Here is a 26,518-nt window from a genome sequence, read left to right on the forward strand (position 1 = left end):
TTTATGGTGTTTTGGCTATTTTTTGGAGGGTTATAGCTATTTTTTGGAGGGTTATGGCTATTTTTCTAGAGGTTTTGGCTATTTTTTCAAGTGTTTTGGCCATTTAGACATTATTTGGAAAAGCCCGTCGATTTTTTCAAAAAAGAAAGACCGCGATTAGGACCGGTCTTTGTGTCTTTCCTCTAATGTTCGTAAAACCTCTTTGAATGGAAGGCCTTGTTCCACCAACAATACCTGCAGGTGATAAAGCAAATCGGCGGCCTCCCATCTAAGTTCTTCATGGTCGCGATTCTTGGCTGCGATAATCACTTCGGCGGCTTCTTCGCCGACTTTTTTTAAAATCTTATCGACGCCTTTTTCAAAAAGATAGGTGGTGTAGGCACCCTCTGGACGCTCCCGCTCACGTTCTAAGATCACTTTTTCAAGCGATTGTAAAATCTGATAATCCCCCAGGCTCGTTGACCGCTCTGAAAAACAACTAACCGAACCAGTGTGGCAGGCGGGGCCTTTTGGAGTAACCATTACGAGTATCGCATCCTGATCGCAATCGTAGTTGATGCTGACAACGGTCTGCGTGTTCCCGCTCGTCCCACCCTTATGCCACAGCTCCTGACGCGAGCGACTGAAAAACCATGTTTCCCCCGTTTCAATCGTCTTCGCCAGCGACTCCTCGTTCATATAAGCGAGCGTTAACACTTCTTTCGTACCGGCATCCTGAATGATAGCCGGGACAAGACCTTTTTCATCAAATTTAACATTCATCGGACCGTCACTCCTTTTTCGCGCAAATAGCTTTTTACCTCACGAACCGAGGTTTCCTTATAATGAAAAATCGAGGCAGCAAGGGCAGCGTCCGCTTTTCCTTCCAAAAATGCTGTTTCAAAATGAGCGGCATTCCCTGCCCCGCCCGAAGCAATAACCGGAATGGGAACTGCCTCACTTACAGCTTTCGTCAAAGCAAGATCGAAACCATTTTTCTCGCCATCACTATCCATACTGGTTAATAAAATTTCCCCGGCCCCAAGCTCCGCCGCTTTTACCGCCCACTCTACCACTTTTTTATCAGTCGGGTTTCGGCCGCCATGCGTAAAAACTCGCCATGTCCCGAGCCCAGCATCGAATTTCGCATCAATTGCTACTACGATACACTGGGAGCCGAAATAACCGGCACCCTCGCTAATTAAAGCGGGGTTCAATACAGCTGCTGTGTTAAGTGACACTTTGTCTGCCCCGGCGCGGAGGAGTTTTTTCATATCCTCAAGGGAATTGATTCCGCCACCCACCGTGAATGGGATCGCAAGCTCGGATGCAACGGCCTTAACGACCTCGACCATTGTCTTCCGACCTTCAACTGATGCCGAAATATCAAGGAAAACTAGCTCGTCTGCCCCTTGCTCATCGTAGAAGCGTGCAAGTTCAACGGGGTCACCGGCATCGCGGAGCTGCACAAATTGAATCCCTTTTACTACTCGTCCCTCCTTGACATCGAGGCAGGGAATAATCCGTTTTGTCAGGACCATGATTTCACCTCTTCCAACGCTGCTTTCAATGTAAACCGATTCTCGTAAAGTGCTTTTCCGACAATCGCTCCGCTTACAATTTTTACTTCAGCTAAAGCCTGCAAATCTACGAGACTGCTGACCCCGCCTGAAGCAATAACATTTTTCCCGGTGACTTTAGCCATTTCACAAACAGCAGGTATATTGGGACCTAAGAGCGTTCCATCTGTCGCAATATCGGTAAAAATAAAGTGTTCAGCCCCCGCATCGGCAAAGCGTTTGCCTAGTTCAACGGCCTTTAGGTCCGATGTTTCCAGCCAGCCATGTGTGGCGACATAGCCATTTTTCGCATCAATACCGATAGCAATTTGCCCGCCATATTTTTTAATCATGTTAATCACAAACTCAGGCCTTGAGACAGCAACACTCCCGATAATTACTCGATCAACACCCTTTTCAAGGTAGTGAAGGATATCTTCCTCAGAGCGAATGCCGCCGCCAACTTGAATTTTCACACCGTTAAGCGTTTGGGCGGCCTCAATCACAAAGCGGTCATTGACACGCTTGCCATCTTTTGCGCCGTCAAGGTCGACCATGTGAATCCAATCTGCCCCATCAGCGGCAAAACTTCGGGCCATATCGAACGGCGAATCCCCGTATATTGTTTCCTGATCATAATCCCCTTGAAGAAGACGGACACAATTGCCGCCGCGCATATCAATGGCCGGATAAATCGTAATACTCATCGTCGAACCTCCTTCCTTTCCTCCACTAGTTTTAAAAAGTTATCTAGCAAGGTCATCCCAAGCCTGCTGCTTTTTTCGGGATGAAATTGCATCCCTAGAATATTATCCCTTCCCACTATTGCAGAAACCTGTTCATGGTAATCTGTTTTGGCAAGGAGGACATCGGAGTTATCTGCATTAACATAATAGGAATGCACGAAATAGACATAATCCTCGCTGAGATTTTTAAATAGGGGCGATTCTTCGACAAATTCTAATCGGTTCCAACCCATGTGCGGAACTTTATAGGGCTTGCCATTGCGGGATTTTCCAGGGAAACGGTGAACAATCCCTGGTAATAACCCCAACCCTTCCGTCAGACCATTTTCTTCACTTTTTTCAAACAGCAGCTGCATGCCGAGGCAGATTCCGAGCAGCGGTTTACCTGATGCCGCAAATTCCTTTATGGTATCCATTGGGAGCCGTTCCATCGCATCACGGAATGAGCCCACCCCGGGGAGAATCAACCCATCTGCCTGAAGCAATTTATTCTCAGTAGCGGAAATAAAATACTCGGCAGAGAGTCGTTCCAATGCTTTACTTACACTGAAGAGATTTCCCATACCGTAGTCAACAATACCTATCACGTGCCTGTCACCACCTTATAGCATCCCTTTTGTTGAGGGGACTCCTTTGATGCGCGGGTCTATTGTTGTTGCTTCGTCGAGTGCCCGGCCTAGTGCTTTGAAGACTGCTTCTATCATGTGGTGTGTGTTTTTTCCATAATGAACGATCACATGGAGGTTCATTCGTGCCTCGAGGGCGAGTTTCCAGAGAAATTCGTGGACGAGTTCGGTATCAAATGAGCCCACCTTCTGCCCGGGGAATTCCGCACGCATTTCGAGATGCGGACGATTGCTGAGGTCGACGACTACCTGTGCCAAGGCCTCATCCATCGGTACAAACGCATTCCCGTAACGCTTAATACCCCGCTTGTCCCCTAGTGCTTTTTGTAATGCCTGACCTAAGCATATGCCAATATCCTCGGTGGTATGGTGGGCGTCAACCTCGATATCACCTTTGGCATCGACTGTCAGGTCGAACTGGCCATGTTTCGCGAACAAATCAAGCATATGACTAAGGAAAGGAACGCCTGTTTCAAGATTGGATTGGCCCTCCCCGTCAATTGCTAACGATAGCTGAATTTCCGTTTCATTTGTTTGCCGTTCAATACTTGCGATTCTTTCCATGTAGCTGCCTCCTTGTAATGATCGCTTTCTCCTAAAATGACTTGGTGATTTTTCCTGATTGAAAACAACTTGCTTCACAGTGACCGGGCGGGGCTTTTTTCGGCCTCGTCGGGCACTATAAGAGCACTTCTCAGTGACCGAGCGGGGCTTTTTCCGGCCTTGTCGGGCACTATGAGCACTTCTCAGTGACCGGGCGGGGCTTTTTTCGACCTCGACGGGCACTATGAGCCATTCTCAGTGACCGAGCGGAGCCTTTTTTGACCGCGACGGGCACTATAAGCACTTCTCAGTGACCGAGCGGGGACTTTTTGCGCATCGACGGGCACTATGAACGCTTCTCAGTGACCGAGCTAGCCTTTTTTCAACCTCGACGGGCACTATGAGCACTTCTCAGTGACCGAGCGAGAGGTTTGGTATGCGGTTTTGTTTTTAAGTTCGGCCCCAATATGCTCTTAATCGTTTTTTAGTCTTATTTCCACTGCCCGGGCGTGTGCTTCGAGCCCTTCCATGCGGGCAAAGGCGGCGATTTTTGCGCCATTATCCTTTAACGCCCTTTTACTATAGATAATCACGCTTGATTTCTTCTGAAAATCGTCGACATTCAGCGGGCTGGAAAAACGGGCGGTCCCGTTAGTTGGAAGTACATGGTTCGGCCCGGCAAAATAATCACCGACGGGTTCGGAGCTGTATCGACCGATAAAAATCGCTCCAGCGTGGCGGATTTCCCCAAGAATCTCTAGTGCATTTTCGGTGATGACCTCGAGATGTTCTGGCGCTAACTGGTTAATCGTCTCAACCGCTTCATCGATGTCTGTTGTTACGTAGATTGCCCCGAAATCGGCAATCGAACGGGCAGCAATTTCCTGTCGCGGCAGCAAGGCAAGCTGCTTTTCAACTTCCGCTGCCACCGCCTCGGCCAATCGCATTGAAGGGGTAACCAAAACACTGCATGCACGTGGGTCGTGTTCGGCCTGGGATAACAGGTCGGCTGCGACCTCATCTGCACGCGCTGTTTCATCTGCTAAAATCGCAATCTCACTCGGACCAGCAATCATATCGATATCGACATCCCCGAATACCTCACGTTTAGCCAACGCCACGAAGATATTTCCGGGGCCAGTAATTTTATCTACAGAGGCAATCGACTCTGTCCCGTAAGCAAGCGCGGCAATCGCCTGTGCCCCGCCAACTTTATAAATTTCTTCCACCCCGGCTTCCCTAGCAGCCACAAGGACTGCCGCAGGTACCACCCCGCTTGCGTTTGGCGGCGATACCATCACAATTCGTTCGACACCGGCAACTTTCGCTGGAATCACATTCATCAGTACGGATGATGGATAGGCCGCCGTCCCGCCTGGCACATACACTCCTACCGAATCCAGCGGGGTTATTTTTTGCCCAAGAATGGTGCCATTTTCTTCGGTCGTCATCCATGAAGGCCTGAGCTGCCTTTCATGGAAGGTGCGAATATTTGCAGCCGCTTCCCGGATGATGGAAATAAAGTGCTGATCGACTTTTTGATAAGCTTCCTCAATTTCTTTGTTAGTTACGGAAAAAGTAGATTGATTGACCCGGTCGAATTTCTCCGTATACATACGCAATGCCTCATCACCATGGGTGCGAACGTCTGAGATTATCGAATTGACAATCGCTTGCTGCTCAGAGGTCCCCGTATCAATGGAGCGTTTGATCGAAACCTTGTCAGATATTTTTACTATTTTCATCGTCAGAACCCCCTTGCACAACCACTTCATGCAGTCTTGTTACCAGTTCGTCAATCCGGGCATCTTTCATCCGGTAGCTGACGGGATTGACAATCAACCTGGAGGTCACGTCAACAATTCTTTCATATTCGACCAGCCCGTTTTCCTTTAATGTCCGACCTGTCGACACGATATCAACGATTCGGTCAGATAAACCAATTAATGGCGCAAGTTCGATTGAGCCGTTTAAGTGGATAATTTCGACCTGTTCTCCTTGCGCGCGAAAATAGGCTTCCGCCACATTCGGATATTTAGTGGCGACTCGCGGGGCAACCTCATTCATCTGTGTATTGGGAAGCCCGGCGACCGCAAGATAGCAGGGACTGATTTTGAGATTAAGAAGTTCATAGACATCGCGTTCCTCCTCAAGCAAAACATCTTTTCCGGCAATCCCTACATCAGCAACGCCATGCTCGACATATGTAGCCACATCCATCGGCTTGGCTAAAATGAATCGCAGCCCTTCCTCAGCCGCTTCAATTATCAATTTTCGTGAATCATCAAATTCCGGCGGCAGCTTGTAACCGGCTTTTCTTAATAATTCAACAGCTTCTTCAAAAATTCGTCCCTTTGGCATCGCTATTGTTAAGTTGTTATTCATTGCCGCTTCCTCCGATTAAAAAGGTCGTATCGTTAAACCTTTTTGTAAAAGCATCAAGGTTTTTTACGCCGGTAATGTCTTGTAAGACCGCCAGTTTGCCCTGCCCGTGCATTTTTTCTGCTAGTTGAAAGGCTTCCTTCCGCCGCTCCCCACTGAAAAAAATACAGTGTGCAGCATTTTCGAGCGGGACATTTTCTAGTGCTTCGAGAAGCATATCAAGTCGAACGGCAAACCCGGTTGCAGTTGCTTTTTTTCCAAATTTCTCGATTAAACTATAGCGGCCGCCATTTCCGATGGGGAAGCCGACATTCCCGGCATATACTTCGAATAAAATGCCTGAATAATAGCTCATATGGCTGACAATCGAAAGGTCAAATTTAACATATTCCTGAACGCCATAATCCTTGATTACATCCCAAAGCCCTTTCAGCTCGATGATGGCTTGCTTACCTGTACCGTTTTCAACAATGTCGAGGGCCTGGCCGATGACTTCTTCTCCGCCTCTTAATTGAAGGAGCTGGAGAAGCCTTTGCTTATCAATCGATGATAGCTGCAGTGAGTTCACATGCTCACGGTACCCAACATAATTTTTTTCATATAAAAATTTCCGTAATGCTGTCGCCCTCCCGTTCGTTCCAAGGATTTGCATGAACAACTCCTGGGCGAAGCCAACATGGCCAATCGAAACTTGAAATTGCGCCAATCCTGCTTTTTTTAAGGAAGAAATCAGTAAGGCAATGGTCTCGCCATCGCAGGAGACGGTATCCTCGTTCAGAAATTCAACGCCAATTTGCTCGAACTCAGCAGGGCGTCCTCCCTCGCGCTGCTGGGCACGGAAAACATTGGCCGAGTATGCCAATCTTACAGGAAGATCCTCAGCTAAAAGCTTAGATGCCGCCACCCGGGCAATTGGTGCTGTCATATCAGGTCTAAGCACCAGTGTATTCCCCTCTTTATCGAGCAATTTAAAAAGCTGTTGGTCAGCAATCGCTGATGCTGCCCCAATCGTTTCGTAGTATTCAAGTATTGGTGTTTCGATAAATTGATAGCCCCAGAGTTTCATTGTTTCCGCTATTACTGACCGAATCTGGTGCTTTTTTTCATATAACTCCGGCAGCGTATCGCGCATTCCCAAAGGCTTTTCAAACATAAACAAGCGACTCATTTGGTTCACCCTTTTCATTCGCTTTAGTCCGCTAAATTGGTAGTGTATTAAAGTTTATAATTAGTAGTTTACCCTCTAGGTATGTTTTCGTCAATGGAAAAATCAGCACGTGTCCGGGGAAAGGTTGTTATAGAAGGTGCATTTCAGGGGAAATTCTAAGGATTTTCGGAGTGATTCCGCCGATTTGAGCGGGGATTCCGCCAACCTCCACCAGAATTCCGCCCCCCACCCACAATTTATTCTCCTAGATAGTAAACTCCATAAAAAAAAGCCCGGTTAAAAGCAAACCAGGCTTGATACTTAATTATTTATTTTCCCACCATAGATCTCATCATTGGCCCAGCGCGCGGTTAGTTCTTCCTTTGTGTAAATCACCCGCATTGGGTTGCCGCCGACGAATGCCCCTTCAGGAACATCTTTGTGGACAAGGGTTCCTGCTGAGACGATGGCTCCATCACCAATGGTCACCCCGGGAAGAATCGTCGAATTGGCGCCGATCATGACCTCGCTGCCAATTGAAACTGGTCCCAACCGGTATTCTTTAATCAAATATTCATGGGCCAGGATGGTCGTGTTATAGCCGATGACCGTGTTACGGCCGACACTGATTTTCTCTGGGAACATTACATCGAGCATCACCATCAGTGCGAAGGAGGTTTGCTCGCCAACCTTAACACCAAGAAACACACGGTAAAGCCAATTCTTCATCCCTAAAAATGGCGTGTAGCGGCCGAGCTGAATCACAATAAAATTTTTGACAACCTTCCAAAAAGGCACGGTCTTGTAAACATGCCATAAGGAATTCGCACCTTCAACCGGGTAGCGGGTCGTATTCCTCATAACTCACTCTCCGAGAATTTTTAATAAATCCGTCATATGATCTAGGATATAATCTGGTTCATATTTGGCGATGTATTCTCTGCCCTTAATGGACCATGCGACACCTGCAGTCAATGTGCCGGCATTTTTCCCTGCTAAAATATCATGGTAATTATCGCCGACCATTAGTGATTCCTCAGGTGTGGATTTTAACTGCTCAAGCGCATTTAAAAGCGGCTCCGGATCAGGCTTTACCTTTGTCACATGATCAACCGCGACAATCACTTCAAAATAGCGATCAAGATTCATCAGGCGCAGCCCCTTCAGGGCCATATCATGACGTTTTGTCGTGACAATTCCAAGTTTGTAGCCTTTTTCGAATAAAGCTTGAACTGTTTCTAATGCACCCTCAAATTCTTTCACTAAGGCATCGTGATTTGCGAGATTAAATGTACGATACTCCAAAATCATTTCCTCGACACGGTCAAGGTCAACTGTACTAAATGCTTCCTGCAAGGTAGGACCCATAAACGGTAAAACATCCTCACGCTTGTACTTGCTTGGATAATATTTTTCAAGCGTATGCAAATAAGTTGCAATGATCAATTCATTTGTATCAATTAACGTTCCATCTAAATCAAACAGTATTGTCGTTATTTTTTTAGTCATAGGTAGCTTCCTTTCTTTTCACTAGCCCTCTGCGTTTCCAAATCATCCCGACCACTAAGGTTAACACTATAGCGACTCCGAGCCGGATTAAAAACAGCGGCCACACTGGGATGCCGAGCGGTACAAAGATTAACGTGTCTTCTACAACCGCATGACAGGCCATTAGAAAGATAAACGCCAGTGTTATATCCTTTTTGCTGACGCCATCTTCTTTTACGGCTTGAATCATGACGCCGGCACCATAAGCTAAGCCGAATAATAAACCGGCAGCCATCGTCGTCGAGGTATTCTCCTTCATGCCGAGTGTTTTTGTGACGGGGGACATCATTTTTGAAAACTTATTTAACCATTGTAGGTCTTTTAAAATTTGGATGACCACCATAAGCGGGATGACAATCATCGCTAATTGAAAAATGCCAAGTCCTGCTTTTTGAACCGCCTCTAGTAAAATGGCAGCGATTCCGTCGGGATGTTCCGCACTCGGCTGAATGAAGCCATACTTTGCGGTCTCTGTGCCACCCTGCCAAACAAGATTAATCACGACTGCAGACAGGAGAGCAAGCCCGGGCCTTGTGACAATGACCACCCACAGTTTGACGCCGGCTTTCATGGCGACGCTGGATTCGATGAATAAATTATGTGAAAACGAAAGCATCACGGCTAGAATAAATACTTCTTTTACCGAAAAATCGAACGTCAAGATGGCGCCGATGGCCGCATACAGGTTCAGGAAATTCCCAAGCACAAGCGGAATCGCGGCATCCCCTGATAATCCTAACAGCTTCATGAGCGGGGAAATCATATTCATTACCCATGGCAGAACTGGCGTATACTGCAGCACTGCCACAATCAGGGTAACTGGAAAAATAACTTTCCCTAACGTCCATGTTGTCTTGAAACCAACCAGTAACCCCTTTTTCATTGAGCTTAGCAGCATTCCCCAAACTCCCCCATTCGCTAGTTCTAAGTAACGGGCTTCCGTCATTTTCTTTTCACAGCGATAAAGTATAATCGCTATTCGCTACAAATTCGCTTGATCTAAGTACCGGGCTTCCGCCATTTTCTTTTGACGGCGATATAGTATAATCGCTATCGCTCCAACGATCAATGCAATCGAAATCGTTTGCGCCATTCGCAGGCTGCCAAGCATTAAACTATCCGTCCTTAAGCCTTCGACAAAATAGCGGCCGATGGAATACCAAATGACATAAGAAAGGAATAGCTCGCCGCGGCGGAAATTCACACGCCGGAGAACAATTAATAAGATAAAGCCTGCAAAATCCCAAAGAGATTCATATAAGAACGTAGGGTGATAATAGACCCCTTCAATATACATTTGGTTGATAATAAAGTCCGGCAAATGCAGGCTTTGGAGAAAACTAAGACTTACTTCACCGCCGTGTGCCTCCTGGTTCATGAAATTGCCCCAGCGGCCAATCGCCTGGCCAAGAATAATACTCGGGGCCGCAATGTCGACAATTTTCCAAAAAGAAATACCACGTTTTTTGGCAAAGATAATTGTGGTAATCACGGCACCTATTAACGCGCCGTGAATGGCAATCCCGCCCGTCCAAATCTGCGGGATGTCGATTGGATGTTTGACATAATACTTCCATTCAAAAATCACATAATATATCCGGGCGGAAATAATCGCAATCGGAATCGCCCATAACATTAAATCGGCAAATAAGTCCTTCGGGAGCCCTCGGCGATTTGCTTCTCTAATCGCAATAAACAGGGCAAGTGCCAAACCTGAACCAATAATGATTCCGTACCAATGCACTGGAATCGGCCCGAGGTTAAAGGCAATCGGGTTAAGCGGCTTTATCGTTTCGTTCATCTCTCTTTCTCCTTTTTCCCTTAAATATCTTCCTGTTCCCCTTCATCAATCACATCGGAAAGCCGTTCCGTAAATTGCTGTGCAGCATTTACGCCCATTCGTTTTAACCGGAAATTCATCGCTGCTACTTCAATAATAACAGCGAGGTTTCGTCCGGGGCGAACTGGAACGGTCAGCTTGGTAACCTCGGTGTCAATAATCTTTACTTTTTCTTCATCCAAACCTAAGCGGTCGTACTGTTTTTTGGAATCCCAAATTTCTAAATCCATGATGAGCGTAATGCGCTTATTGCTGCGGACAGCGCCGGCACCGAAAAGCGTCATGACGTTGATAATACCCAAGCCGCGGATTTCCAATAAATGTTCGATTAATCCCGGGGACGTACCAACAAGGGTATCTTGGTCCTCCTGGCGAATTTCTACACAATCGTCGGCTACAAGCCGGTGTCCACGCTTGACAAGCTCCAGCGCTGTTTCGCTTTTTCCGACTCCGCTTTTTCCAGTAATCAGCACGCCTATACCATACACATCCACTAATACACCGTGTACCGCCGTCGTTGGCGCAAGCTGACTTTCTAGAAAATTCGTTAACCGGCTTGAGAAACGCGTCGTTTTCATGCTTGTCCTAAGGACAGGCACCGATTCACGTTCCGATGCTTCGATTAGCTCCACTGGAACGTCGATATCCCTGGTGACAATAATCGCTGGGGTAATATCGGTGCATAATCGTTCCATTCTTGAAATTCGTTCGCTTTCAGGAAGTTCTTCGAAAAAGGATAGTTCGGTTTTCCCTAACAGCTGGATGCGCTCAGCTGGATAAAATTCAAAATACCCGGCAATTTCAATTCCCGGCCGTGAGATATCACTCGTGGTAATCGGGCGATTGATGCCCTCTTCACCACTGACCAATTCAAGATGAAATGTATCTACTATATCTTTGGTGCGTACTTTTGGCAAGAAGCTTCCTCCTCAACACGGACTAATTTTTTTCACTATCTCTTATTTTAGCATTTTTCGAATAAGAACCAAATGGAAATGCAAATAAAAAAGGTGCACACCCATTAATTTGCAGTGTGCACCCGGACATTTATCGTTTTGATTTCCTTGATGGCTCGAGAATGGTTTTTTGAATGACTAAGTTGAAGAGTGACATCAGCACCGCAAAAAACAAGGCCATTCCGAAGCCATGAATCTCGAACGACGATCCCATCAGCCAATCCGTCAGTTCAAGCGTGATGGCATTGATGACAAATAAAAACAATCCCATCGTTACTATCGTTACCGGCAGGGTAAACAAAATCAGGAGCGGGCGCACCAGCACATTTAAGATGGATAATAAAATGCTCGCCTGAAATGCGGCCATAAACCCTGTTAAGTAAAAGCTTTCGTGAAAATAACCTGCAAGTGCCATAAACAAAACCGCATTAATCAAACATCCAATCAGCCATCTCATTTTCTCTAGTCTCCTAGTTATTCTTCAAGTGATTTTTGAATTGAAATCGAGCCTGTTTTTGTATCAGCGTAGATTCTTACCATTTTATCAGGATGGTTGACGGATTGGAAGCGAAGCGATTTCTGAATCATTTCACTTTTCTCCTCCAGCACCTGAACGCCAACAAGGTTCAAATTAAAACCGCCCAGATTGGTCTTAAACTCGCCATTGATAGGAGCGCCCTCAGGGACAAGCAAGTCAATCCCGCCCGTTGTGGCTTTTGCTTGAAGCAATTCGGCGCGATTACCACTTAATTTGCAGCTGATATTTCCGTTAAAGGATTGCGTTTCAACCCTTTTGAAATCACCTTCAAGCTTTATTGCGCCGTTAATGGTCTCTGCCTCAATGTCATCGAACTGACTGCTGGTCATGTTGATTTTTCCGTTCGCTGTTTCAATCTCTGCTTTAGTTCCATTTATCCGATTGAGACTGATTTTTCCATTAGCGGTTTTCACGCGCAGGTCATGAACATCCATTTCTTCACCGGTAACGGCGCCATTGAACATCCGAATGCGCACCCGCTCATATTGCGCTCTTGGCACAAGAATGATAGCTTCCACCTTCATCCATTTCTGCTGGGTCATAAACCGTAATTTCTGGTTGTCGGCGGAAAAATTCACGTCTCTTAAAAAGTTTTGCCGTGCCTGATCCTGGTTGTCGACTCGGTAAACCTTCGCCTGGCACTCAATCCTGACGTCCGGCTGATCCCAGGCCGCGATTTTAACGGAACCATTTGCGACGTCAATGTCCATATCCGTTAGATCGACGTCCGCTTGGTGAAAGATATGGGAAATATCAACGGATTGTCCGAAGTTCAAGTCAAAATCCAAATCTTTTATTTTTTTCAAAGCACTGTCGACAAAGTCAAAAATCTTATCCTTTGTCGATTGGTATTTCGCCTGGAATGGCTCTTCCTTTTTCGCTTCCTCAAATTGAACGGCCGTTGACAGCTCATTCACGATTTGCTCCTGCTTCTCTTCCATCGTCCTCTGAGCCTTTTCCAGTTCTTCCAGCAATGTTAAGGCTTCGTCAACTGGCAGCTTGCCTTCTTCCACCATTTTTAAAATGCGTTTTCGTTCCTCTTTCATCGTCTCCACCTCAAATATAAAATTTTTCTCTCTTAAAGCTTATTCAGCTGTTAGGACCTTTACGCCTTTTACAATATTCCAAATGATAACAACAATCCAAATCAGCATTAACACGACAATACTTATAATGGTAAAAGCAGGAACCTCATCTTGCAAGCTGGCAAAATCATACCATACAGCAACAACAAACAGCGGTGTCGGGATCAATGGAATTAAATGCGATAATAGTGATTTCTTCGCATGTGTTTTTGTCACTTCGTCCCCTGTTGCAAAGTATACAACCAATGGAAAAAGAAACCCTGCGAAAAAAATACTAAAATAGCACAAACTTGAAAGTACCTTTCTTGTATCCATATCGTTCATCACCTCTATCCTATATTTACGGAAGGGAAAGCTGAAGGTTTCAGTTTTTTTTAAAATTGGCTGAATTAAAGAACATTGTTGATTTTGAGCACAATGTTGATTGGAGTGGAAGGCGCGAGACTCCTGCGGGAGCAGCGGGACAGGTGAGACCCCGCAGGCGCTTTAGCGCCGAGGAGGCTCACCGCCCGCCCCGCGAACCGCTTGCGCCTGGAACGGAAATCAACATTCACTTTTAACACAGCCAAAATTATAAATCAGCGCGGTAGGTCCGGTATTTATTTTCAAAAAACTTTTGCAAGCCATCTGCGAACAAATTAAAGGTGTAAATCGTCACGGCAATCGCGCCAATAACGGAAAACGGAATCCACTGATAGGTAAAAATATCCGCTGTAATCGTCGAAAACATCGTTGGCCAAGAAAGGGAGGTATTGACGACTTCATAGGCCCCCCATTCATTCGTGATGAACGTATGGGTTACATAAACATGGACAATTCCAAGCTGTGCCAGCAGGAAAAGCACCCTGCCAATATCATTGATAATTAATATAATCAGATGCGGAATCACCACAGGCATATAATAGTTTTTAAACAGCCGAAACGGCGTACCGCCAGCGACAATTCCCGCTTCAATATATGGGCGTTTCTTTGTTTCCTTCATATTTTGCAGGATAATCTCTGCCACCCTTCCCGTTTCCAGCATCGCAATCACAAGAATGACCCACAAACCTCTGTCCTTGGAAAAGAAGATCAGCGGTAGTGTCACGAAAAAGGTAACAAAAAATATCGGCGGCATAAAGGAAAACAGCTGCTGCCAGCCCTGAAGTATTTTTTCCAGCAGTTTCGAATAAAACCCGCCAATGGCTAACGGGATCGCCAATATGTAACGGATGATCACGACAAGGATGACGGTGGTCAATGTTTCTTTCGCCCCCATAATGAGAAGGCTGAGAACATCGACGCCTTTATGATCGCTGCCTAGCGGGAAGCCTTCCCTTGGAGGAATCGGCGGCAGGATGAAGGCCCCTGCTTCCGTTTTAATGACACCATGTTGCTTTAATTGGTTATCGACAAACGGCAAAGACGGCCCGGCGAACACAACAACCAGTAAAACTAGTATAAAGAGCGAACTTATCCAAAGCTTCCAATTCTTCAATTCTATTCATTCCTTTCCAACGGCGATACCAAGCCTTTTGCGATTTCACTAAGAACCTTTGCCAGAAAAATCACAGCGGTAAAGAGGATAACATATCCTGCTGCCGGGTAAACCGCTATTGAGAAGTCCTGACCTACCATGAAAGCTTTCGGTGATGTGACCGTTTCGTAAAAAAAATAGGCGGCGCCGCGATAATTCGTCAGGAATTCGACGATGAATAAGTTTGAGAGCGCATAGAGAGTAATCGTATTTGTATGGCTCAAGATTTTGACAAAACAATTTTTCAAGACGTGGCGGTACAATACCTTAAAGGAGGACGTCCCTTTGGAAAAGGCCGTCCGTATGTAATCCATTCCCTGCTCGTCACGGATGCTAAAAAAAGTAATATTAGCTATGTAAAATAACGGATAAATTGCTAAGAAGATAATATCTAGGATGACAACACTCGGCTGGTCGCTACCGTAAACAATGATATGGGGAAGAAGTCCGACCTCAAAGCCTTCCATGATTAGCAGCTGCAAAGCAATGATCAAAAATAAATCAGGAATCGAGAGGAAGAATCTTGTTGTATGGACCCCAAACAGCTTCCCTCTGCGATTGCGAATCCGGTAGTCGAAAACCCCTTTGGCGATGCCGAGGAAAAAGCCTAGGAATAGGGCGGGAATGGTAATCAGCATGCTTTTTTGGAAGGAGCGCCAAATATTTTCTGTAAGCGAGGTCCCATTATAAACGGTGCCAAGACCTTTATTCTCCTTAATGTACTGAAAAAATTGCTTAAATTGGTTTACATGAGCGTCGAGTGAATAATTATAGGTCGCACTTTTATACATGCCGCCGGCCCCGGTTTCATAGCGGGCAGTACGTGGCAGGAATAACAATGTCAGAAACAGCATGATGGTTATCAGCCATAAAAGAGTCTGATGAAAAATATTACGGAAAATCATCTCTACATCTCCTTTTTTTGGAATCCCCTACTATTCTACTAATATTTCAAAATTATTTCAATTTTACAAATGATATTACGCAGGTAATTTCCTTTTTTTTGAAAAATATGATAGGGGCGGCTTGGGATGCCGCCAAACTTTGCCCGAATTCCGCCAACTTCACGATTGATTCCGCCAAGCCCTCAATCCCCCCGGACTTCCCCAATAACCAGGTATAATCGCCCGGGTATTTCAGACTAAATTCAGATTACCAAGGTGAAAACTGAATAAACCTTGTCCCTTATTCATAGTGTAAAGGGAATTTACTTTTAACTATTTTTTGCTTTGGAGGGGGTTGTATTGATTTCATTTCGTAATGTCAATAAACATTACGGTAGTTTTCATGTTTTAAAGGATATTAGTTTAGAAGTGAATCAAGGCGAGGTTGTTGTCGTCATTGGTCCCTCAGGCTCTGGTAAAAGTACGATGCTTCGCTGCATCAACCGATTAGAATCCATTACCGACGGCGAACTAGTTGTAAGCGGTATCCAAGTGCATAGTAAACAAACCGATATAAATGACCTTCGCAAAAATATCGGGATGGTGTTTCAACATTTCAACTTGTATCCTCATAAAACAGTTTTGGAAAATATTACGTTGGCTCCCATTAAAGCACTCGGTCAGGATGAAAAAAAGGCGCAAGAAACGGCAATGTTCTACTTAGAAAAAGTCGGCATTCCTGAAAAGGCAAATTCCTATCCCTCGCAGCTATCAGGGGGACAGCAGCAAAGAGTCGCGATTGCCAGAGGGCTGGCCATGAAGCCGAAGGTCATGCTTTTCGACGAGCCTACTTCAGCTTTAGACCCCGAGATGATCGGTGAAGTTCTCGAGGTAATGAAGCAGCTTGCAATTGAAGGGATGACGATGGTGGTGGTCACCCATGAAATGGGCTTTGCCCGTGAAGTGGCCAACCGGGTCGTGTTTATGGATGAAGGGGAAATTGTTGAGGAAGGCAAGCCAGCCGAATTTTTTGCCCATCCACAGGCCAAGCGGGCGCAGCTCTTTTTAAAACGTGTATTAAATCATTAAATATAAAGGGGGAAAAATGGTATGAAGAAGTGGTTATTATTCGGGGTCATTTTTACTTTAATCGCAGCCTTGATGGCTGGTTGCGGGAAGACGTCCTCAGGCAGTGAGAGTGACGGCACCATAGCAAAAATTAAGGATCGCGGAAAGTTTGTCGTCGGGGTCAAATATGATACGTATTTATTCGGCTACAAAGATCCGCAATCAGGTAGGGTCGAAGGCTTTGATGTCGATATCGCAAAGGCCCTTGCAAAGAAAATACTAGGTGATGAAAAGAAAATTGAATTGGTAGAGATTACGTCAAAAACGCGGATACCGATGCTGAAAAACGGGGATATCGATGCGATTATCGCAACGATGACGATTACAGAGGAACGCAAACAAGAAGTAGATTTCTCGGATGTGTATTTTGATGCCGGTCAATCGCTGTTAGTGAAAAAAGGCAGTTCCATTAAAAGTGTCGATGATTTGAAAAAAGGAACCAAGGTTTTAGCTGTTAAGGGGGCAACTTCTGGAGCAAACGTTAAAAAGGCGGCGCCTGAAACAGAGCTATTAGAATTTGAAAACTACGCCGAAGCATTCACAGCATTAAAGTCTGGTAAAGGCGATGCCCTTACGACTGATAACTCGATTCTCTATGGGATGGCGGCGCAAGATTCCGATTATGAGGTTGTCGGCGGCACCTTCACAGAGGAACCTTACGGAATTGCGATGACAAAAGGAGATCAAGAATTTGTTGATTATGTAAATAAATTTTTAAAAGAGTTAAAGGATAGCGGCGAGTACGACAAAATGAAAGCAAAGTGGATTAAAGAGTAATATTTTTCATAGAGGGTGGGCTAACGATCCATCCTCTATGATGAACAAGGAGGAGGCACATGCTTAATTTCTCCATTTTAACAAAATATTTTGATTTGTATTTCCAAGGTTTTCTGACGACGATTGAAGTTAGTATTATTGGCCTTATATGCAGTTTTATCTTAGGGGTAATCGTGGCTGTCTTGAGAATCGCCCCCCTCCGAATCTTGAACTGGATTGGGACCTGTTTTGTTGAGTTTATTCGGAATATTCCCCTCATTCTTATTGTGTTTTTCTTTTATTACGGGCTAAGTAAGTATGTCAATTTAAGCGGCTTTGCTGCCGGGACGATTGGTCTGACGATTTATACGGCTGCTTTTATTGCTGAGGCAGTACGTGCCGGGATTCAATCTGTCGATAAGGGACAAATGGAAGCCGCTCGCTCATCAGGACTAACATATATTCAAGCGATGAAACACATTGTATTGCCCCAGGCGATTAAAATTGTCATTCCCCCGATTGGCAATCAATTTATTAATCTCGTTAAAAACTCGTCAATCTTAGGTCTTGTCGCAGGGATGGAATTGATGTATTTTGCCGATTATGTTCATGAGAAAACATGGATATCGTTTGATACGTATATTTTTGCAGCGCTGTTTTATTTAGTGTTAACAATCCCATTGAGCATTTTTGTCAATCGTTTAGAAAAACGACTGGCAAGAAGCTATTAAAAGGGGTGATGGGCAATGGACTTTATTGGAGCGTACTCTGCCGGAAACCTTAGCTATTTACTAAAAGGCTTTTTGATTACCCTCGAAGTCGCAGTCATTTCGATTATTTTAAGCTTTGTAATTGGCAGCTTGTTAGGAACACTCAGGTATGCTAAAATTCCCGTTCTGTCAAAAATAGTGGCAGTGATTGTCGAGACGATTCGGAATTCACCTTTATTACTAATCATTTTCTTCAGTTATTTTGGATTGCGTGAAGTAGGCCTAAAACTAGAGATCATGCCTGCAGCCATCATGGCGTTAACGATTTTTGAATCAGCCATGATTTCTGAAATCGTCAGAAGCGGCTTGAACTCGATTGAAAAAGGGCAAATCGAAGCGGCAAGATCTTCTGGGCTAACCTATATCCAAACGATGTGGCATATTATCCTGCCGCAAGCGTTAAAGCGGATGATTCCTCCGCTGGTAAGCCAGTTTATTTCCTTATTAAAAGACACATCATTAGCTGTCGTCATCGCATTACCGGAAATGCTCCATAATGCGCAGGGTATTTACAACGGAAATGTCACCTATGTCATTCCAATATTCATTTTAGTAGCGTTTATTTATTTCATAGTTAACTATTGTTTATCACTTGTGGCAAGGGGATTGGAAAAACGGTTGGATACCAATCGGAAAGACGGAAAAAGCGGGAACATGAGAATTCGAGCTGCCTCCTTATCCGACTAGCCTCCCCTATAAAAAAGAAAAGCTAAAACGCGAAGTTTTAGCTTTTTACTGTCATTTCTTTCTCTTTAATTTGCTGTTTCATTCGTAAGCGGTCGCGCTCGAGAATCGGTTTTAGATATTTGCCCGTATAGGATTCAGGGACTTCTGCGACCTTCTCCGGTGTGCCCATTGCAACAATTGTCCCACCTTTGTCCCCGCCTTCAGGTCCTAGGTCGACAAGATAATCTGCAGCCTTGATGACATCGAGGTTATGCTCGATGACCAGTACCGTATCGCCATTTTCCACTAAACGCTGCAGTACAACAAGTAATCGTGAAATATCATCAACATGGAGACCGGTTGTCGGCTCATCCAAAATATAAAATGATTTACCGTTTGAACGGCGGTGCAGTTCAGAAGCAAGTTTGACGCGCTGTGCCTCGCCTCCGGACAGTGTTGTTGCCGGCTGGCCAAGCTTGACATAGCCAAGGCCGACATCTAAAATCGTCTGCAGCTTGCGGCTGATTTTTGGAATGTTTTCGAAAAATTCTACAGCTGCCTCAACCGTCATATCAAGGATATCAGAAATATTTTTCCCCTTGTACTTCACTTCCAGTGTTTCGCGGTTATAACGGTGCCCATGGCACACTTCGCACGGAACATATACGTCAGGTAAAAAGTGCATTTCAATTTTGATGATTCCATCGCCGCGGCATGCCTCACAGCGCCCGCCCTTGACATTAAAGCTAAAGCGCCCCTTTTTATAACCACGGACCTTCGCTTCATTTGTGGAAGCAAACACATCACGAATATCATCGAAAACACCGGTGTAGGTTGCCGGATTGGAACGCGGCGTCCTTCCTATTGGCGACTGATCAACATCAACGACTTTTTCTAGATAATCGATGCCTTTGATATTCTTGTGTTCCCCTGGCTTCGTTTTCGCATGATGAAGCTTTTGCGCCAGTGATTTATGAAGAATCTCGTTGATTAATGTACTTTTTCCTGATCCGGATACACCGGTAACGGCGATAAACATTCCCAGCGGTATCTTGACATTGACATTTTTTAAATTATTTTCGGATGCCCCTTTGATTTCAATATAGCGGCCATCCGCTTTGCGGCGTTCCAGTGGCAGCGGAATGAATTTCTTTCCCGACAAATATTGCCCGGTTAGCGAATTTGGGTCCGCCATTACTTCAGCAGGTGTTCCGGCCGAGATAATTTCACCGCCGTGGACACCGGCACCCGGTCCGATATCAATCAAATAATCAGCGGCAAGCATCGTGTCTTCATCGTGCTCAACAACAATTAATGTGTTGCCGATATCGCGCATGCTTTGCAGCGTGCCGATTAAGCGGTCATTGTCACGCTGATGAAGTCCAATCGATGGTTCATCTAAAATGTATAATACGCCTGTTAATCGTGAACCAATTTGGGTGGCCAAGCGAATTCGCTGTGCCTCCCCTCCCGAAAGCGTCCCAGCTGTACGGCTCAGCGTTAAATAATCGAGTCCGACATTGACTAAGAATCCAAGACGCTCGCTAATTTCACGAAAGATCAGCTTCGCAATTTGCATTTCTTTTTCCGAAAGCTTTAATTCGGCGAAAAATTGCTTCGCTTCTTCAATCGAAAGGTCGGTCACATGGGCAATATGGTGACCATTAATTAGGACTGCTAAGGTTTCCTTTTTTAAGCGGTAGCCTTTACAGGATGGACATGATTTTTGGCCCATGTATTTCTCCATTTGCTCACGGATATAATCAGAACTTGTTTCCTTGTAGCGGCGCTCGACATTGCGGATGACGCCTTCAAATTCTATATTCCCTTCACGGACTTGTCCAAAATCATTCTCGTAACGGAAGTAAATTTTTTCACGGCCGGAACCATAGAGGACTTTTTCCAACAGATGCTCGGGAATATCCTTAACGGGAATATTCATATCGACGCCAAAATGATTGCATACCGCCTCCAAAAGCTGCGGGTAATATTGCGAGCTTGTCGGCTCCCATGGGGCAATCGCATGCTGTTTTAACGTCAAATCCTTATTTGGGATGACAAGATCTACATCCACTTCTAACTTGGAGCCAAGCCCGTCACACTCGGGACAAGCACCAAAGGGACTGTTGAACGAAAACATCCGCGGCTCCAGTTCTCCGATCGAAAAACCGCAAATGGGGCAGGCATGGTTTTCACTGAACAACAGCTCTTCCTCGCCCATCACGTCGACAATGACCTTTCCTTCGCCAAGCTTTAGGGCCGTTTCTAGGGAATCGGCAATTCTGGCGGAAATACCCTCTTTGACGACAATCCGGTCAACTACCACTTCAATTGAGTGCTTTTTATTCTTTTCGAGTTCAATTTCATCCCCGATGTCGACCATGTCTCCGTCGACACGAACACGGACAAACCCTTGCTTTTTAATGTCTTCGAAGACCTTGACATGTGTTCCTTTACGACCGGAAACAACCGGGGCAAGGATTTGCATTTTCGTTCGTTCCGGAAATTCGAGAATCCTGTCGACCATTTGCTCGATCGTTTGTGAAGAGATTTCTATTTTGTGAATCGGGCAAGTTGGATGTCCAACTCTGGCAAATAATAAGCGTAAATAATCATAGATTTCTGTCACCGTTCCGACGGTTGAGCGCGGATTCCGGCTTGTTGTCTTTTGATCTATCGATATCGCTGGGGATAGCCCCTCAATCGTATCGACATCCGGCTTATCCATTTGGCCGAGGAATTGCCGGGCGTAGGCAGACAGCGACTCGACATAGCGGCGCTGCCCTTCGGCGTAAATCGTATCAAACGCGAGTGAGGACTTTCCTGACCCGGAAAGCCCGGTTAAGACAACAAGCTTATCTCTCGGAATTGTGACATCAATATTTTTCAAATTGTGGGCTCTGGCGCCTTTCACAATCAATTTTTCCATCGCCATCTGTACGTCATCCTTCCGCTTTCAGCTCTAAAATTAAATCACGAAGCTCTGCGGCCCGTTCAAAATTAAGCGCCTTCGCTTCAAATTTCATTTCTTTCTCCATAGTAGCAATCAGTTTGTCTTTTTCCTTTTTGCTCATCTTGCCGAACGAGGCCGCTGGTGTGTAAGCTTCCTGGTCTTCAGCAGCATGAGTGGCACGAATGACATCGCGGATTTCTTTTTGAATCGTCGTTGGTGTAACTCCATGCTTCAAATTGTATTCCTCTTGAATCGCACGGCGCCGCTTCGTTTCGCTAATCGCCAGTTCCATCGAATTGGTGATTTTGTCGGCATACATGATGACGTGACCATTAGCATTACGGGCAGCCCGGCCAATCGTCTGGATTAACGAACGTTCCGAACGAAGGAACCCTTCTTTATCGGCATCAAGAATGGTAATCAGCGATACCTCTGGAATATCAAGTCCTTCCCTGAGCAGGTTGATTCCAATAAGAACATCATACTTTCCAAGGCGGAGTTCACGGATAATCTCAATTCGTTCTAGCGTTTTGACTTCTGAATGCAGGTATTGGACCTTAATGCCGATTTCCTTCAAATAGTCGGTTAAGTCCTCGGACATTTTTTTCGTTAAGGTCGTGACAAGGACTCGTTCATTTTTCTTTACCCGCTCGTGTATTTCACCAATCAAGTCATCTATCTGGCCCTCAATTGGCCGGACTTCAATTGTTGGATCGAGCAGTCCAGTCGGGCGAATGATTTGCTGAATCATTTCCGGCGTGTGCTCCAATTCATAAGCTCCAGGCGTTGCCGAAACGAAGATGGCATTGTGAACATGCTTGTCAAATTCATCGAAGGTGAGCGGCCGGTTATCGAGCGCCGATGGCAGCCGGAAGCCGTGGTCGACAAGCACCTGTTTCCGTGCTTTGTCGCCATTGAACATCCCTCTTACCTGCGGAAGGGTGACGTGCGACTCATCGATGATCATCAGAAAATCTTCTGGAAAATAATCGAGCAGTGTGTACGGCGTTGATCCCGCTGGCCTTAGGGTCAGATGGCGCGAGTAATTCTCAATTCCCGAGCAAAAGCCCATTTCGCGCATCATTTCGAGATCGTAACGAGTGCGCTGTTCAATCCTTTGTGCTTCAAGCAATTTATCTTCAGCCCGGAGGACGGCAAGCCGTTCTTCGAGTTCTTTTTCAATATTCTCAATCGCAACACGCATTTTCTCTTCCCGGGTAACGAAGTGGGAGGCCGGGAAAATCGCAACGTGTTCGCGATCAGCCATGATTTCACCCGTGAGCGCGTCGACTTCACGAATCCGGTCAATTTCGTCGCCGAAAAATTCGACCCGCATGCAATGCTCATCGCGTGAAACGGGGAAAATCTCCACGACATCGCCGCGGACTCGGAATGTCCCCCGCTTAAAATCTATATCGTTTCGTTCATATTGAATATCCACTAAGCGACGAAGCAGCTGGTTGCGTTCAATTTCCATTCCAGTTCGAAGCGACAGCACCATCTCGCTGTATTCTTCCGGCGAACCGAGACCGTAAATACAGGATACGGAGGCAATAATTATGACATCCTTGCGCTCGAATAAAGAAGAAGTTGCCGAGTGGCGCAGTTTGTCAATCTCGTCGTTGATACTGGCATCTTTTTCAATAAATGTATCAGTCTGTGGCACATATGCTTCAGGCTGGTAATAATCATAGTAACTGACGAAATACTCAACCGCATTGTTTGGAAAAAAGTCTTTAAACTCACTATATAGCTGGCCGGCGAGCGTTTTATTGTGGGCAATCACTAATGTCGGTTTGTTTACCTCTTTAATCACGTTTGAAACGGTAAATGTCTTCCCCGTTCCGGTCGCACCAAGAAGTGTTTGATGGCGCTTGTTTTGCTTGATGCCTTCGACTAATTGCTTGATGGCTTCCGGCTGATCCCCTTGTGGCGAGTACTTTGAAATTAATTCAAATTGATCTTTCACAAAAAGTTTCCTCCCCATAAAATAAATCACTTTTCAGCTTATTAACCTTGTTAATGGACCGGGATGGCGCCGGAAAGTGTGCTGCAAAATTTCATATTAACATTCTACCACATTCACCCAAAAACAAACCAATAATATGCGAACTAGCATTCGTTTTTTTATCATGAAGAATATTTAGTCGTAAAAAAAGCCTGCCGCAATTCGACAGACTTAACAAATCCTAGCTTCTTTTCACCGCTCGCTGCTTCATTTTTGCCGCCATCCAGAACCCGGCGGTTAAGGAGAAGGCATCAACCACAATAAGAAGAAAAGAGCCGGTATAACCTTTATAAACAGACGCTGCAATAAGGGCAACGGTTAAAACAAGACCGATAATTCGATTGTAAGTGACCCGTGTAAACAGCAAAACTAGTAACCCCGGCATAATAAAGGCTGACAAGTATCTAATAACATCTAACAATCGGTCCACACCCATTCAAAGATTTCTGTTAATTCATTCTAGAAATTAATTACTAAAATTGCAACAAAAAAACTTCGGCTCTGTTATTTTTCAATTTCGATTGCAGCGGTGTGTTTCTGGGAAACAAAGCTAACGAGCACAAATCCTAGCAATGAGAGCACAATTGGCACCACTACTGTATGGAGCCCAAAAGCGTTCGGATAAAAACGGTCTAATAAGATGTAGGAACCCATCCCGATAATCATCGATGTGATTGCGCCATATTTATTGCTTCTCCGCCAATACAGCCCCATGATAACGGGCCAAATAAAGACGGACTCCAAGCCGCCGAAAGAAAATAAATTGAGCCAGACGATTAAATCAGGCGGACTTAATGCCAGCAGAATGACGAGGATTCCTATAATCGCAGTAACACTGAAACTGACCTTTTTCACATGATGCTCCCCGGCATTGGGCTTTATGTAATTCAAATAAACATCTTTGACTAATGCCGAACTGACGAGGATGAGCAGGGCATCGACCGTCGACATAATTGCAGCCATCGGCGCCGCCAGGACGATGCCGGCAACAAACGGAGGCAGCACTTTCATCGACAGCAATGGCATGACGGTATCACCAATTTTGACACCAGGAAGCACCGGTCTTGCGAACACGCCAATAAGGTGCATACCAAGCATAATAAAACCGACAACAATTGTTCCGATTATGATGGCACTATGCATCGCCTTTGAGTTTTTATACGACATCGCCCGGACGGTAATTTGCGGCAGCCCGACAACGCCAATCCCGACTAATATCCAGAACGAAGAAACATAAACAGGCGTTAATGTTCTCTCGGCACCAAACGGGCTGATTAAATTCGGATTTTCCGCCGCTAAATCTGCGATGATTCGCGGGATGCCGCCGCCTGCTTTAATCGTCGCCACCAGCAGGATTAGTGTTCCGAGAAACATAACGACCCCCTGGACGGCATCGGTCAGGGCCACTGCTCGAAAGCCGCCGACAATGACAAAGGCGAGAACGGAAAAAGCAAAAATTAATAGGGCCACTGTGTAAGGCAGCCCGGTTAGGGATTCAACAAGCCGTGCCCCGCCAATCCACTGCGCTGCCATTGATGAAAACAGAAAAATGATAATACTTGCCGCAGATAAAAGGACAACGGTTTTACTTTTATAACGCTCTTTAAGAAAGTCAATTAGGGTGATCGCCTTATACTGACGAGCCATAATCGCGAATTTCTTTCCCAGCACCATTAACGTGAAATAACCAGTTGCTAATTGGGCCATCGCCAGCAGGACCCAGCCCAAGCCTTGGGTGTAGGCGATTCCCGGCCCGCCGATAAAACTTGAGGCACTGCCATAGGTCGCGACCATAGTCATCGCGAGGATAAAGCCTCCCATTTGCCGTTCCCCTAAAAAATATTCCTCAATGAAGGAATTGGACTTAAGGACGAACTTGTTTGACCAAAAGCCGACGGCAAAAATAATCATGAGGAAGAGTATCAATGGTGTAATGACCGCCCAATTCATTTGCTATCCCCCTCTTCCTCTTCAAAGGGAACTTCTTTAAACAGAAATTTAACGGTCAAAATGACGAGAATCACCATCACGATAAAACCAGCAACGCAGCTGTAAAAGAACCATGCCGGCAACCCAAATATGTAGGTATAGTTATGGACATCGGCTGAACCAAGGCCATAGGCAAAGCCATACCACCAAATAAAATTAATCAAAACAAGAATAACCCCGATCAGGGCTTCCCTGTGGGCAATCTTAAAACGCTTGTCCAGCGGTTTAGCTGTTTTTTTCAACTGGACCCCCTCCTCGTTTCCGCAATTACGGTATTTTTAACGAATAATGAACATTTTACCAAACAATCCTGAATGCAAAAAGAGGGAAACCTTGGGACAGAGGGATAAGGACAGATGGATTTCTAATAATTTGATAGAGAAATCCCTATCCTAAAATTGGGAATATTGGCACTTACCGCTTAGGTGCCGATGGTGCTTGGATTAAATAAACGGAATTAAAAGGAGGAGCGAGGTCATCCTGAGATGATTTCGCTCCTTCTTTTTTACATATAACTTATGGTGCGGTTTCATCTAAACCGCCATTTTCTGTTGGTTGATGTCAATTCGCAAATAAAAGTGATAGATTCGCAAATAAACGGGTAAAATTCGCAAATAAGATAGATTTTCAGTGCCTCATTGTCCTTCGTGATTCATTTATCAGCGGAAAATGGACTTCTGTCAATAAAATAGATATTTATCCGGCTTGATTTGGCGTATTTTTTTTAACTTCCGCGCTTCGCTTGGAGGCCCCTGCGCAAAGGAATAATTTGAAAACCAATCATTCCTTTACGCAGAGGTTATAAGGTCTTCACAGGCGACTCGTCGTTGCGCCTTTTCATACGCCTTTTCATACTCGATTGGACTGGCGTATCCTAGCGTTGAGTGTATACGTTTTCT

General features: G+C 45.3%; 27 protein-coding genes. 4 read left to right on the forward strand and 23 right to left on the reverse strand.

Annotation, left to right across the window (positions count from 1 at the left end):
- Positions 1-156: 156 nt before the first annotated feature.
- The 18 genes from hisIE to ACFVSW_RS07355 form a co-directional block, all read right to left on the reverse strand.
- Complete coding sequence (hisIE, locus tag ACFVSW_RS07270) at positions 157-762, reverse strand: bifunctional phosphoribosyl-AMP cyclohydrolase/phosphoribosyl-ATP diphosphatase HisIE (protein ID WP_387314031.1); 606 nt, start codon at positions 760-762, stop codon at positions 157-159.
- The gene (gene hisF / locus ACFVSW_RS07275; RefSeq protein ID WP_387314033.1) at positions 759-1,520 is read right to left on the reverse strand and encodes an imidazole glycerol phosphate synthase subunit HisF; all 762 of its coding nucleotides are present in this window, start codon (positions 1,518-1,520) and stop codon (positions 759-761) included. The genes hisIE and hisF overlap by 4 nt, the downstream gene beginning before the upstream one ends.
- Positions 1,511-2,245 carry a 1-(5-phosphoribosyl)-5-[(5-phosphoribosylamino)methylideneamino]imidazole-4-carboxamide isomerase gene (gene hisA / locus ACFVSW_RS07280; RefSeq protein ID WP_387314036.1) on the reverse strand — a complete coding sequence of 245 codons (735 nt, stop codon included), beginning with the start codon at positions 2,243-2,245 and terminating at the stop codon, positions 1,511-1,513. Before hisA ends, hisF begins: the two co-directional genes overlap by 10 nt.
- Positions 2,242-2,871: an imidazole glycerol phosphate synthase subunit HisH gene (hisH, locus tag ACFVSW_RS07285; RefSeq protein WP_387314038.1), complete on the reverse strand. Its 630-nt coding sequence runs from the start codon at positions 2,869-2,871 to the stop codon at positions 2,242-2,244. Before hisH ends, hisA begins: the two co-directional genes overlap by 4 nt.
- Before the next feature lie 15 nt (positions 2,872-2,886).
- The gene (gene hisB / locus ACFVSW_RS07290) at positions 2,887-3,474 is read right to left on the reverse strand and encodes an imidazoleglycerol-phosphate dehydratase HisB (RefSeq protein ID WP_387314040.1); all 588 of its coding nucleotides are present in this window, start codon (positions 3,472-3,474) and stop codon (positions 2,887-2,889) included.
- 452 nt (positions 3,475-3,926) lie between these two features.
- Complete coding sequence (hisD, locus tag ACFVSW_RS07295; RefSeq protein WP_387314042.1) at positions 3,927-5,198, reverse strand: histidinol dehydrogenase; 1,272 nt, start codon at positions 5,196-5,198, stop codon at positions 3,927-3,929.
- Positions 5,176-5,838, reverse strand: a complete 663-nt coding sequence (gene hisG, locus ACFVSW_RS07300; RefSeq protein ID WP_387314044.1) for an ATP phosphoribosyltransferase — start codon at positions 5,836-5,838, stop codon at positions 5,176-5,178. Before hisG ends, hisD begins: the two co-directional genes overlap by 23 nt.
- Complete coding sequence (locus ACFVSW_RS07305) at positions 5,831-7,003, reverse strand: ATP phosphoribosyltransferase regulatory subunit (protein WP_387314047.1); 1,173 nt, start codon at positions 7,001-7,003, stop codon at positions 5,831-5,833. The genes hisG and ACFVSW_RS07305 overlap by 8 nt, the downstream gene beginning before the upstream one ends.
- A gap of 300 nt (positions 7,004-7,303) precedes the next feature.
- Positions 7,304-7,843, reverse strand: a complete 540-nt coding sequence (locus ACFVSW_RS07310) for an acyltransferase (RefSeq protein WP_387314050.1) — start codon at positions 7,841-7,843, stop codon at positions 7,304-7,306.
- Positions 7,844-7,846: 3 nt separating this feature from the next.
- A complete protein-coding gene (gene ppaX, locus ACFVSW_RS07315) occupies positions 7,847-8,491 on the reverse strand; it encodes a pyrophosphatase PpaX (protein ID WP_387314053.1) in 645 nt (214 codons plus the stop codon).
- Positions 8,484-9,428: a nucleoside recognition domain-containing protein gene (locus tag ACFVSW_RS07320; protein ID WP_387314055.1), complete on the reverse strand. Its 945-nt coding sequence runs from the start codon at positions 9,426-9,428 to the stop codon at positions 8,484-8,486. Before ACFVSW_RS07320 ends, ppaX begins: the two co-directional genes overlap by 8 nt.
- Before the next feature lie 84 nt (positions 9,429-9,512).
- Positions 9,513-10,331, reverse strand: coding sequence for a prolipoprotein diacylglyceryl transferase (gene lgt / locus ACFVSW_RS07325; RefSeq protein ID WP_387314057.1), 819 nt, complete (start codon positions 10,329-10,331; stop codon positions 9,513-9,515).
- Between the two features lie 20 nt (positions 10,332-10,351).
- On the reverse strand, positions 10,352-11,287 hold the full coding sequence (gene hprK / locus ACFVSW_RS07330) for an HPr(Ser) kinase/phosphatase (protein WP_387314058.1): 936 nt from the start codon (positions 11,285-11,287) through the stop codon (positions 10,352-10,354).
- Between the two features lie 130 nt (positions 11,288-11,417).
- Complete coding sequence (locus tag ACFVSW_RS07335) at positions 11,418-11,783, reverse strand: phage holin family protein (RefSeq protein WP_024029119.1); 366 nt, start codon at positions 11,781-11,783, stop codon at positions 11,418-11,420.
- Between the two features lie 17 nt (positions 11,784-11,800).
- Positions 11,801-12,910 (reverse strand): DUF4097 family beta strand repeat-containing protein, encoded by a 1,110-nt coding sequence (locus ACFVSW_RS07340; protein WP_387314060.1) that lies wholly within the window; start codon positions 12,908-12,910, stop codon positions 11,801-11,803.
- A 39-nt stretch (positions 12,911-12,949) separates the two neighbouring features.
- Positions 12,950-13,264 carry a magnetosome magnetite crystal formation protein family gene (locus ACFVSW_RS07345; protein WP_387314062.1) on the reverse strand — a complete coding sequence of 105 codons (315 nt, stop codon included), beginning with the start codon at positions 13,262-13,264 and terminating at the stop codon, positions 12,950-12,952.
- Positions 13,265-13,520: 256 nt separating this feature from the next.
- A complete protein-coding gene (locus ACFVSW_RS07350; protein WP_387314064.1) occupies positions 13,521-14,426 on the reverse strand; it encodes an ABC transporter permease subunit in 906 nt (301 codons plus the stop codon).
- A gap of 2 nt (positions 14,427-14,428) precedes the next feature.
- Positions 14,429-15,370 carry an ABC transporter permease subunit gene (locus ACFVSW_RS07355; protein ID WP_387314066.1) on the reverse strand — a complete coding sequence of 314 codons (942 nt, stop codon included), beginning with the start codon at positions 15,368-15,370 and terminating at the stop codon, positions 14,429-14,431.
- Positions 15,371-15,709: 339 nt separating this feature from the next.
- Here ACFVSW_RS07355 and ACFVSW_RS07360 point away from each other — a divergent pair, with 339 nt between their 5' ends.
- Genes ACFVSW_RS07360 through ACFVSW_RS07375 form a run of 4 tightly spaced genes read left to right on the forward strand, consistent with a single transcriptional unit; the run spans position 15,710 to position 18,690 of the window.
- Complete coding sequence (locus tag ACFVSW_RS07360; protein ID WP_387314069.1) at positions 15,710-16,438, forward strand: amino acid ABC transporter ATP-binding protein; 729 nt, start codon at positions 15,710-15,712, stop codon at positions 16,436-16,438.
- A gap of 21 nt (positions 16,439-16,459) precedes the next feature.
- Positions 16,460-17,254, forward strand: a complete 795-nt coding sequence (locus tag ACFVSW_RS07365) for a transporter substrate-binding domain-containing protein (protein WP_387314071.1) — start codon at positions 16,460-16,462, stop codon at positions 17,252-17,254.
- Positions 17,255-17,313: 59 nt separating this feature from the next.
- Positions 17,314-17,964 carry an amino acid ABC transporter permease gene (locus ACFVSW_RS07370; protein ID WP_387314074.1) on the forward strand — a complete coding sequence of 217 codons (651 nt, stop codon included), beginning with the start codon at positions 17,314-17,316 and terminating at the stop codon, positions 17,962-17,964.
- 15 nt (positions 17,965-17,979) lie between these two features.
- Positions 17,980-18,690, forward strand: a complete 711-nt coding sequence (locus ACFVSW_RS07375; protein WP_387314076.1) for an amino acid ABC transporter permease — start codon at positions 17,980-17,982, stop codon at positions 18,688-18,690.
- A gap of 37 nt (positions 18,691-18,727) precedes the next feature.
- Here the strand turns inward: ACFVSW_RS07375 and uvrA are convergent, their stop codons facing one another.
- The 5 genes from uvrA to ACFVSW_RS07400 all read right to left on the reverse strand — a co-directional run bounded on the left by uvrA (position 18,728) and on the right by ACFVSW_RS07400 (position 25,861).
- Positions 18,728-21,604 (reverse strand): excinuclease ABC subunit UvrA, encoded by a 2,877-nt coding sequence (gene uvrA / locus ACFVSW_RS07380; protein WP_387314078.1) that lies wholly within the window; start codon positions 21,602-21,604, stop codon positions 18,728-18,730.
- Positions 21,605-21,611: 7 nt separating this feature from the next.
- Positions 21,612-23,591 (reverse strand): excinuclease ABC subunit UvrB, encoded by a 1,980-nt coding sequence (gene uvrB / locus ACFVSW_RS07385; RefSeq protein ID WP_387314081.1) that lies wholly within the window; start codon positions 23,589-23,591, stop codon positions 21,612-21,614.
- 220 nt (positions 23,592-23,811) lie between these two features.
- Complete coding sequence (locus tag ACFVSW_RS07390) at positions 23,812-24,051, reverse strand: CsbA family protein (RefSeq protein WP_387314084.1); 240 nt, start codon at positions 24,049-24,051, stop codon at positions 23,812-23,814.
- 83 nt (positions 24,052-24,134) lie between these two features.
- Positions 24,135-25,580: a sodium/pantothenate symporter gene (panF, locus tag ACFVSW_RS07395; protein WP_387314085.1), complete on the reverse strand. Its 1,446-nt coding sequence runs from the start codon at positions 25,578-25,580 to the stop codon at positions 24,135-24,137.
- Positions 25,577-25,861 (reverse strand): YhdT family protein, encoded by a 285-nt coding sequence (locus ACFVSW_RS07400; RefSeq protein WP_387314088.1) that lies wholly within the window; start codon positions 25,859-25,861, stop codon positions 25,577-25,579. The genes panF and ACFVSW_RS07400 overlap by 4 nt, the downstream gene beginning before the upstream one ends.
- Positions 25,862-26,518 lie beyond the last annotated feature (657 nt).

Source organism: Neobacillus sp. NPDC058068 (genome assembly GCF_042885335.1).
In the GTDB taxonomy this organism is placed as follows: Bacteria; Bacillota; Bacilli; order Bacillales; family Cytobacillaceae; genus Neobacillus.

Coding starts and splice junctions, on each gene's coding strand:
- hisIE (WP_387314031.1), bottom strand. CDS start 762: ATGAATGTTAAATTTGATGAAAAAGGTCTTGTCCCGGCTATCATTCAG.
- hisF (WP_387314033.1), bottom strand. CDS start 1,520: ATGGTCCTGACAAAACGGATTATTCCCTGCCTCGATGTCAAGGAGGGA.
- hisA (WP_387314036.1), bottom strand. CDS start 2,245: ATGAGTATTACGATTTATCCGGCCATTGATATGCGCGGCGGCAATTGT.
- hisB (WP_387314040.1), bottom strand. CDS start 3,474: ATGGAAAGAATCGCAAGTATTGAACGGCAAACAAATGAAACGGAAATT.
- hisD (WP_387314042.1), bottom strand. CDS start 5,198: ATGAAAATAGTAAAAATATCTGACAAGGTTTCGATCAAACGCTCCATT.
- hisG (WP_387314044.1), bottom strand. CDS start 5,838: ATGAATAACAACTTAACAATAGCGATGCCAAAGGGACGAATTTTTGAA.
- ACFVSW_RS07305 (WP_387314047.1), bottom strand. CDS start 7,003: ATGAGTCGCTTGTTTATGTTTGAAAAGCCTTTGGGAATGCGCGATACG.
- ACFVSW_RS07310 (WP_387314050.1), bottom strand. CDS start 7,843: ATGAGGAATACGACCCGCTACCCGGTTGAAGGTGCGAATTCCTTATGG.
- ppaX (WP_387314053.1), bottom strand. CDS start 8,491: ATGACTAAAAAAATAACGACAATACTGTTTGATTTAGATGGAACGTTA.
- ACFVSW_RS07320 (WP_387314055.1), bottom strand. CDS start 9,428: ATGCTGCTAAGCTCAATGAAAAAGGGGTTACTGGTTGGTTTCAAGACA.
- lgt (WP_387314057.1), bottom strand. CDS start 10,331: ATGAACGAAACGATAAAGCCGCTTAACCCGATTGCCTTTAACCTCGGG.
- ACFVSW_RS07335 (WP_024029119.1), bottom strand. CDS start 11,783: ATGAGATGGCTGATTGGATGTTTGATTAATGCGGTTTTGTTTATGGCA.
- ACFVSW_RS07340 (WP_387314060.1), bottom strand. CDS start 12,910: ATGAAAGAGGAACGAAAACGCATTTTAAAAATGGTGGAAGAAGGCAAG.
- ACFVSW_RS07345 (WP_387314062.1), bottom strand. CDS start 13,264: ATGGATACAAGAAAGGTACTTTCAAGTTTGTGCTATTTTAGTATTTTT.
- ACFVSW_RS07355 (WP_387314066.1), bottom strand. CDS start 15,370: ATGATTTTCCGTAATATTTTTCATCAGACTCTTTTATGGCTGATAACC.
- ACFVSW_RS07365 (WP_387314071.1), top strand. CDS start 16,460: ATGAAGAAGTGGTTATTATTCGGGGTCATTTTTACTTTAATCGCAGCC.
- ACFVSW_RS07370 (WP_387314074.1), top strand. CDS start 17,314: ATGCTTAATTTCTCCATTTTAACAAAATATTTTGATTTGTATTTCCAA.
- ACFVSW_RS07375 (WP_387314076.1), top strand. CDS start 17,980: ATGGACTTTATTGGAGCGTACTCTGCCGGAAACCTTAGCTATTTACTA.
- uvrA (WP_387314078.1), bottom strand. CDS start 21,604: ATGGCGATGGAAAAATTGATTGTGAAAGGCGCCAGAGCCCACAATTTG.
- panF (WP_387314085.1), bottom strand. CDS start 25,580: ATGAATTGGGCGGTCATTACACCATTGATACTCTTCCTCATGATTATT.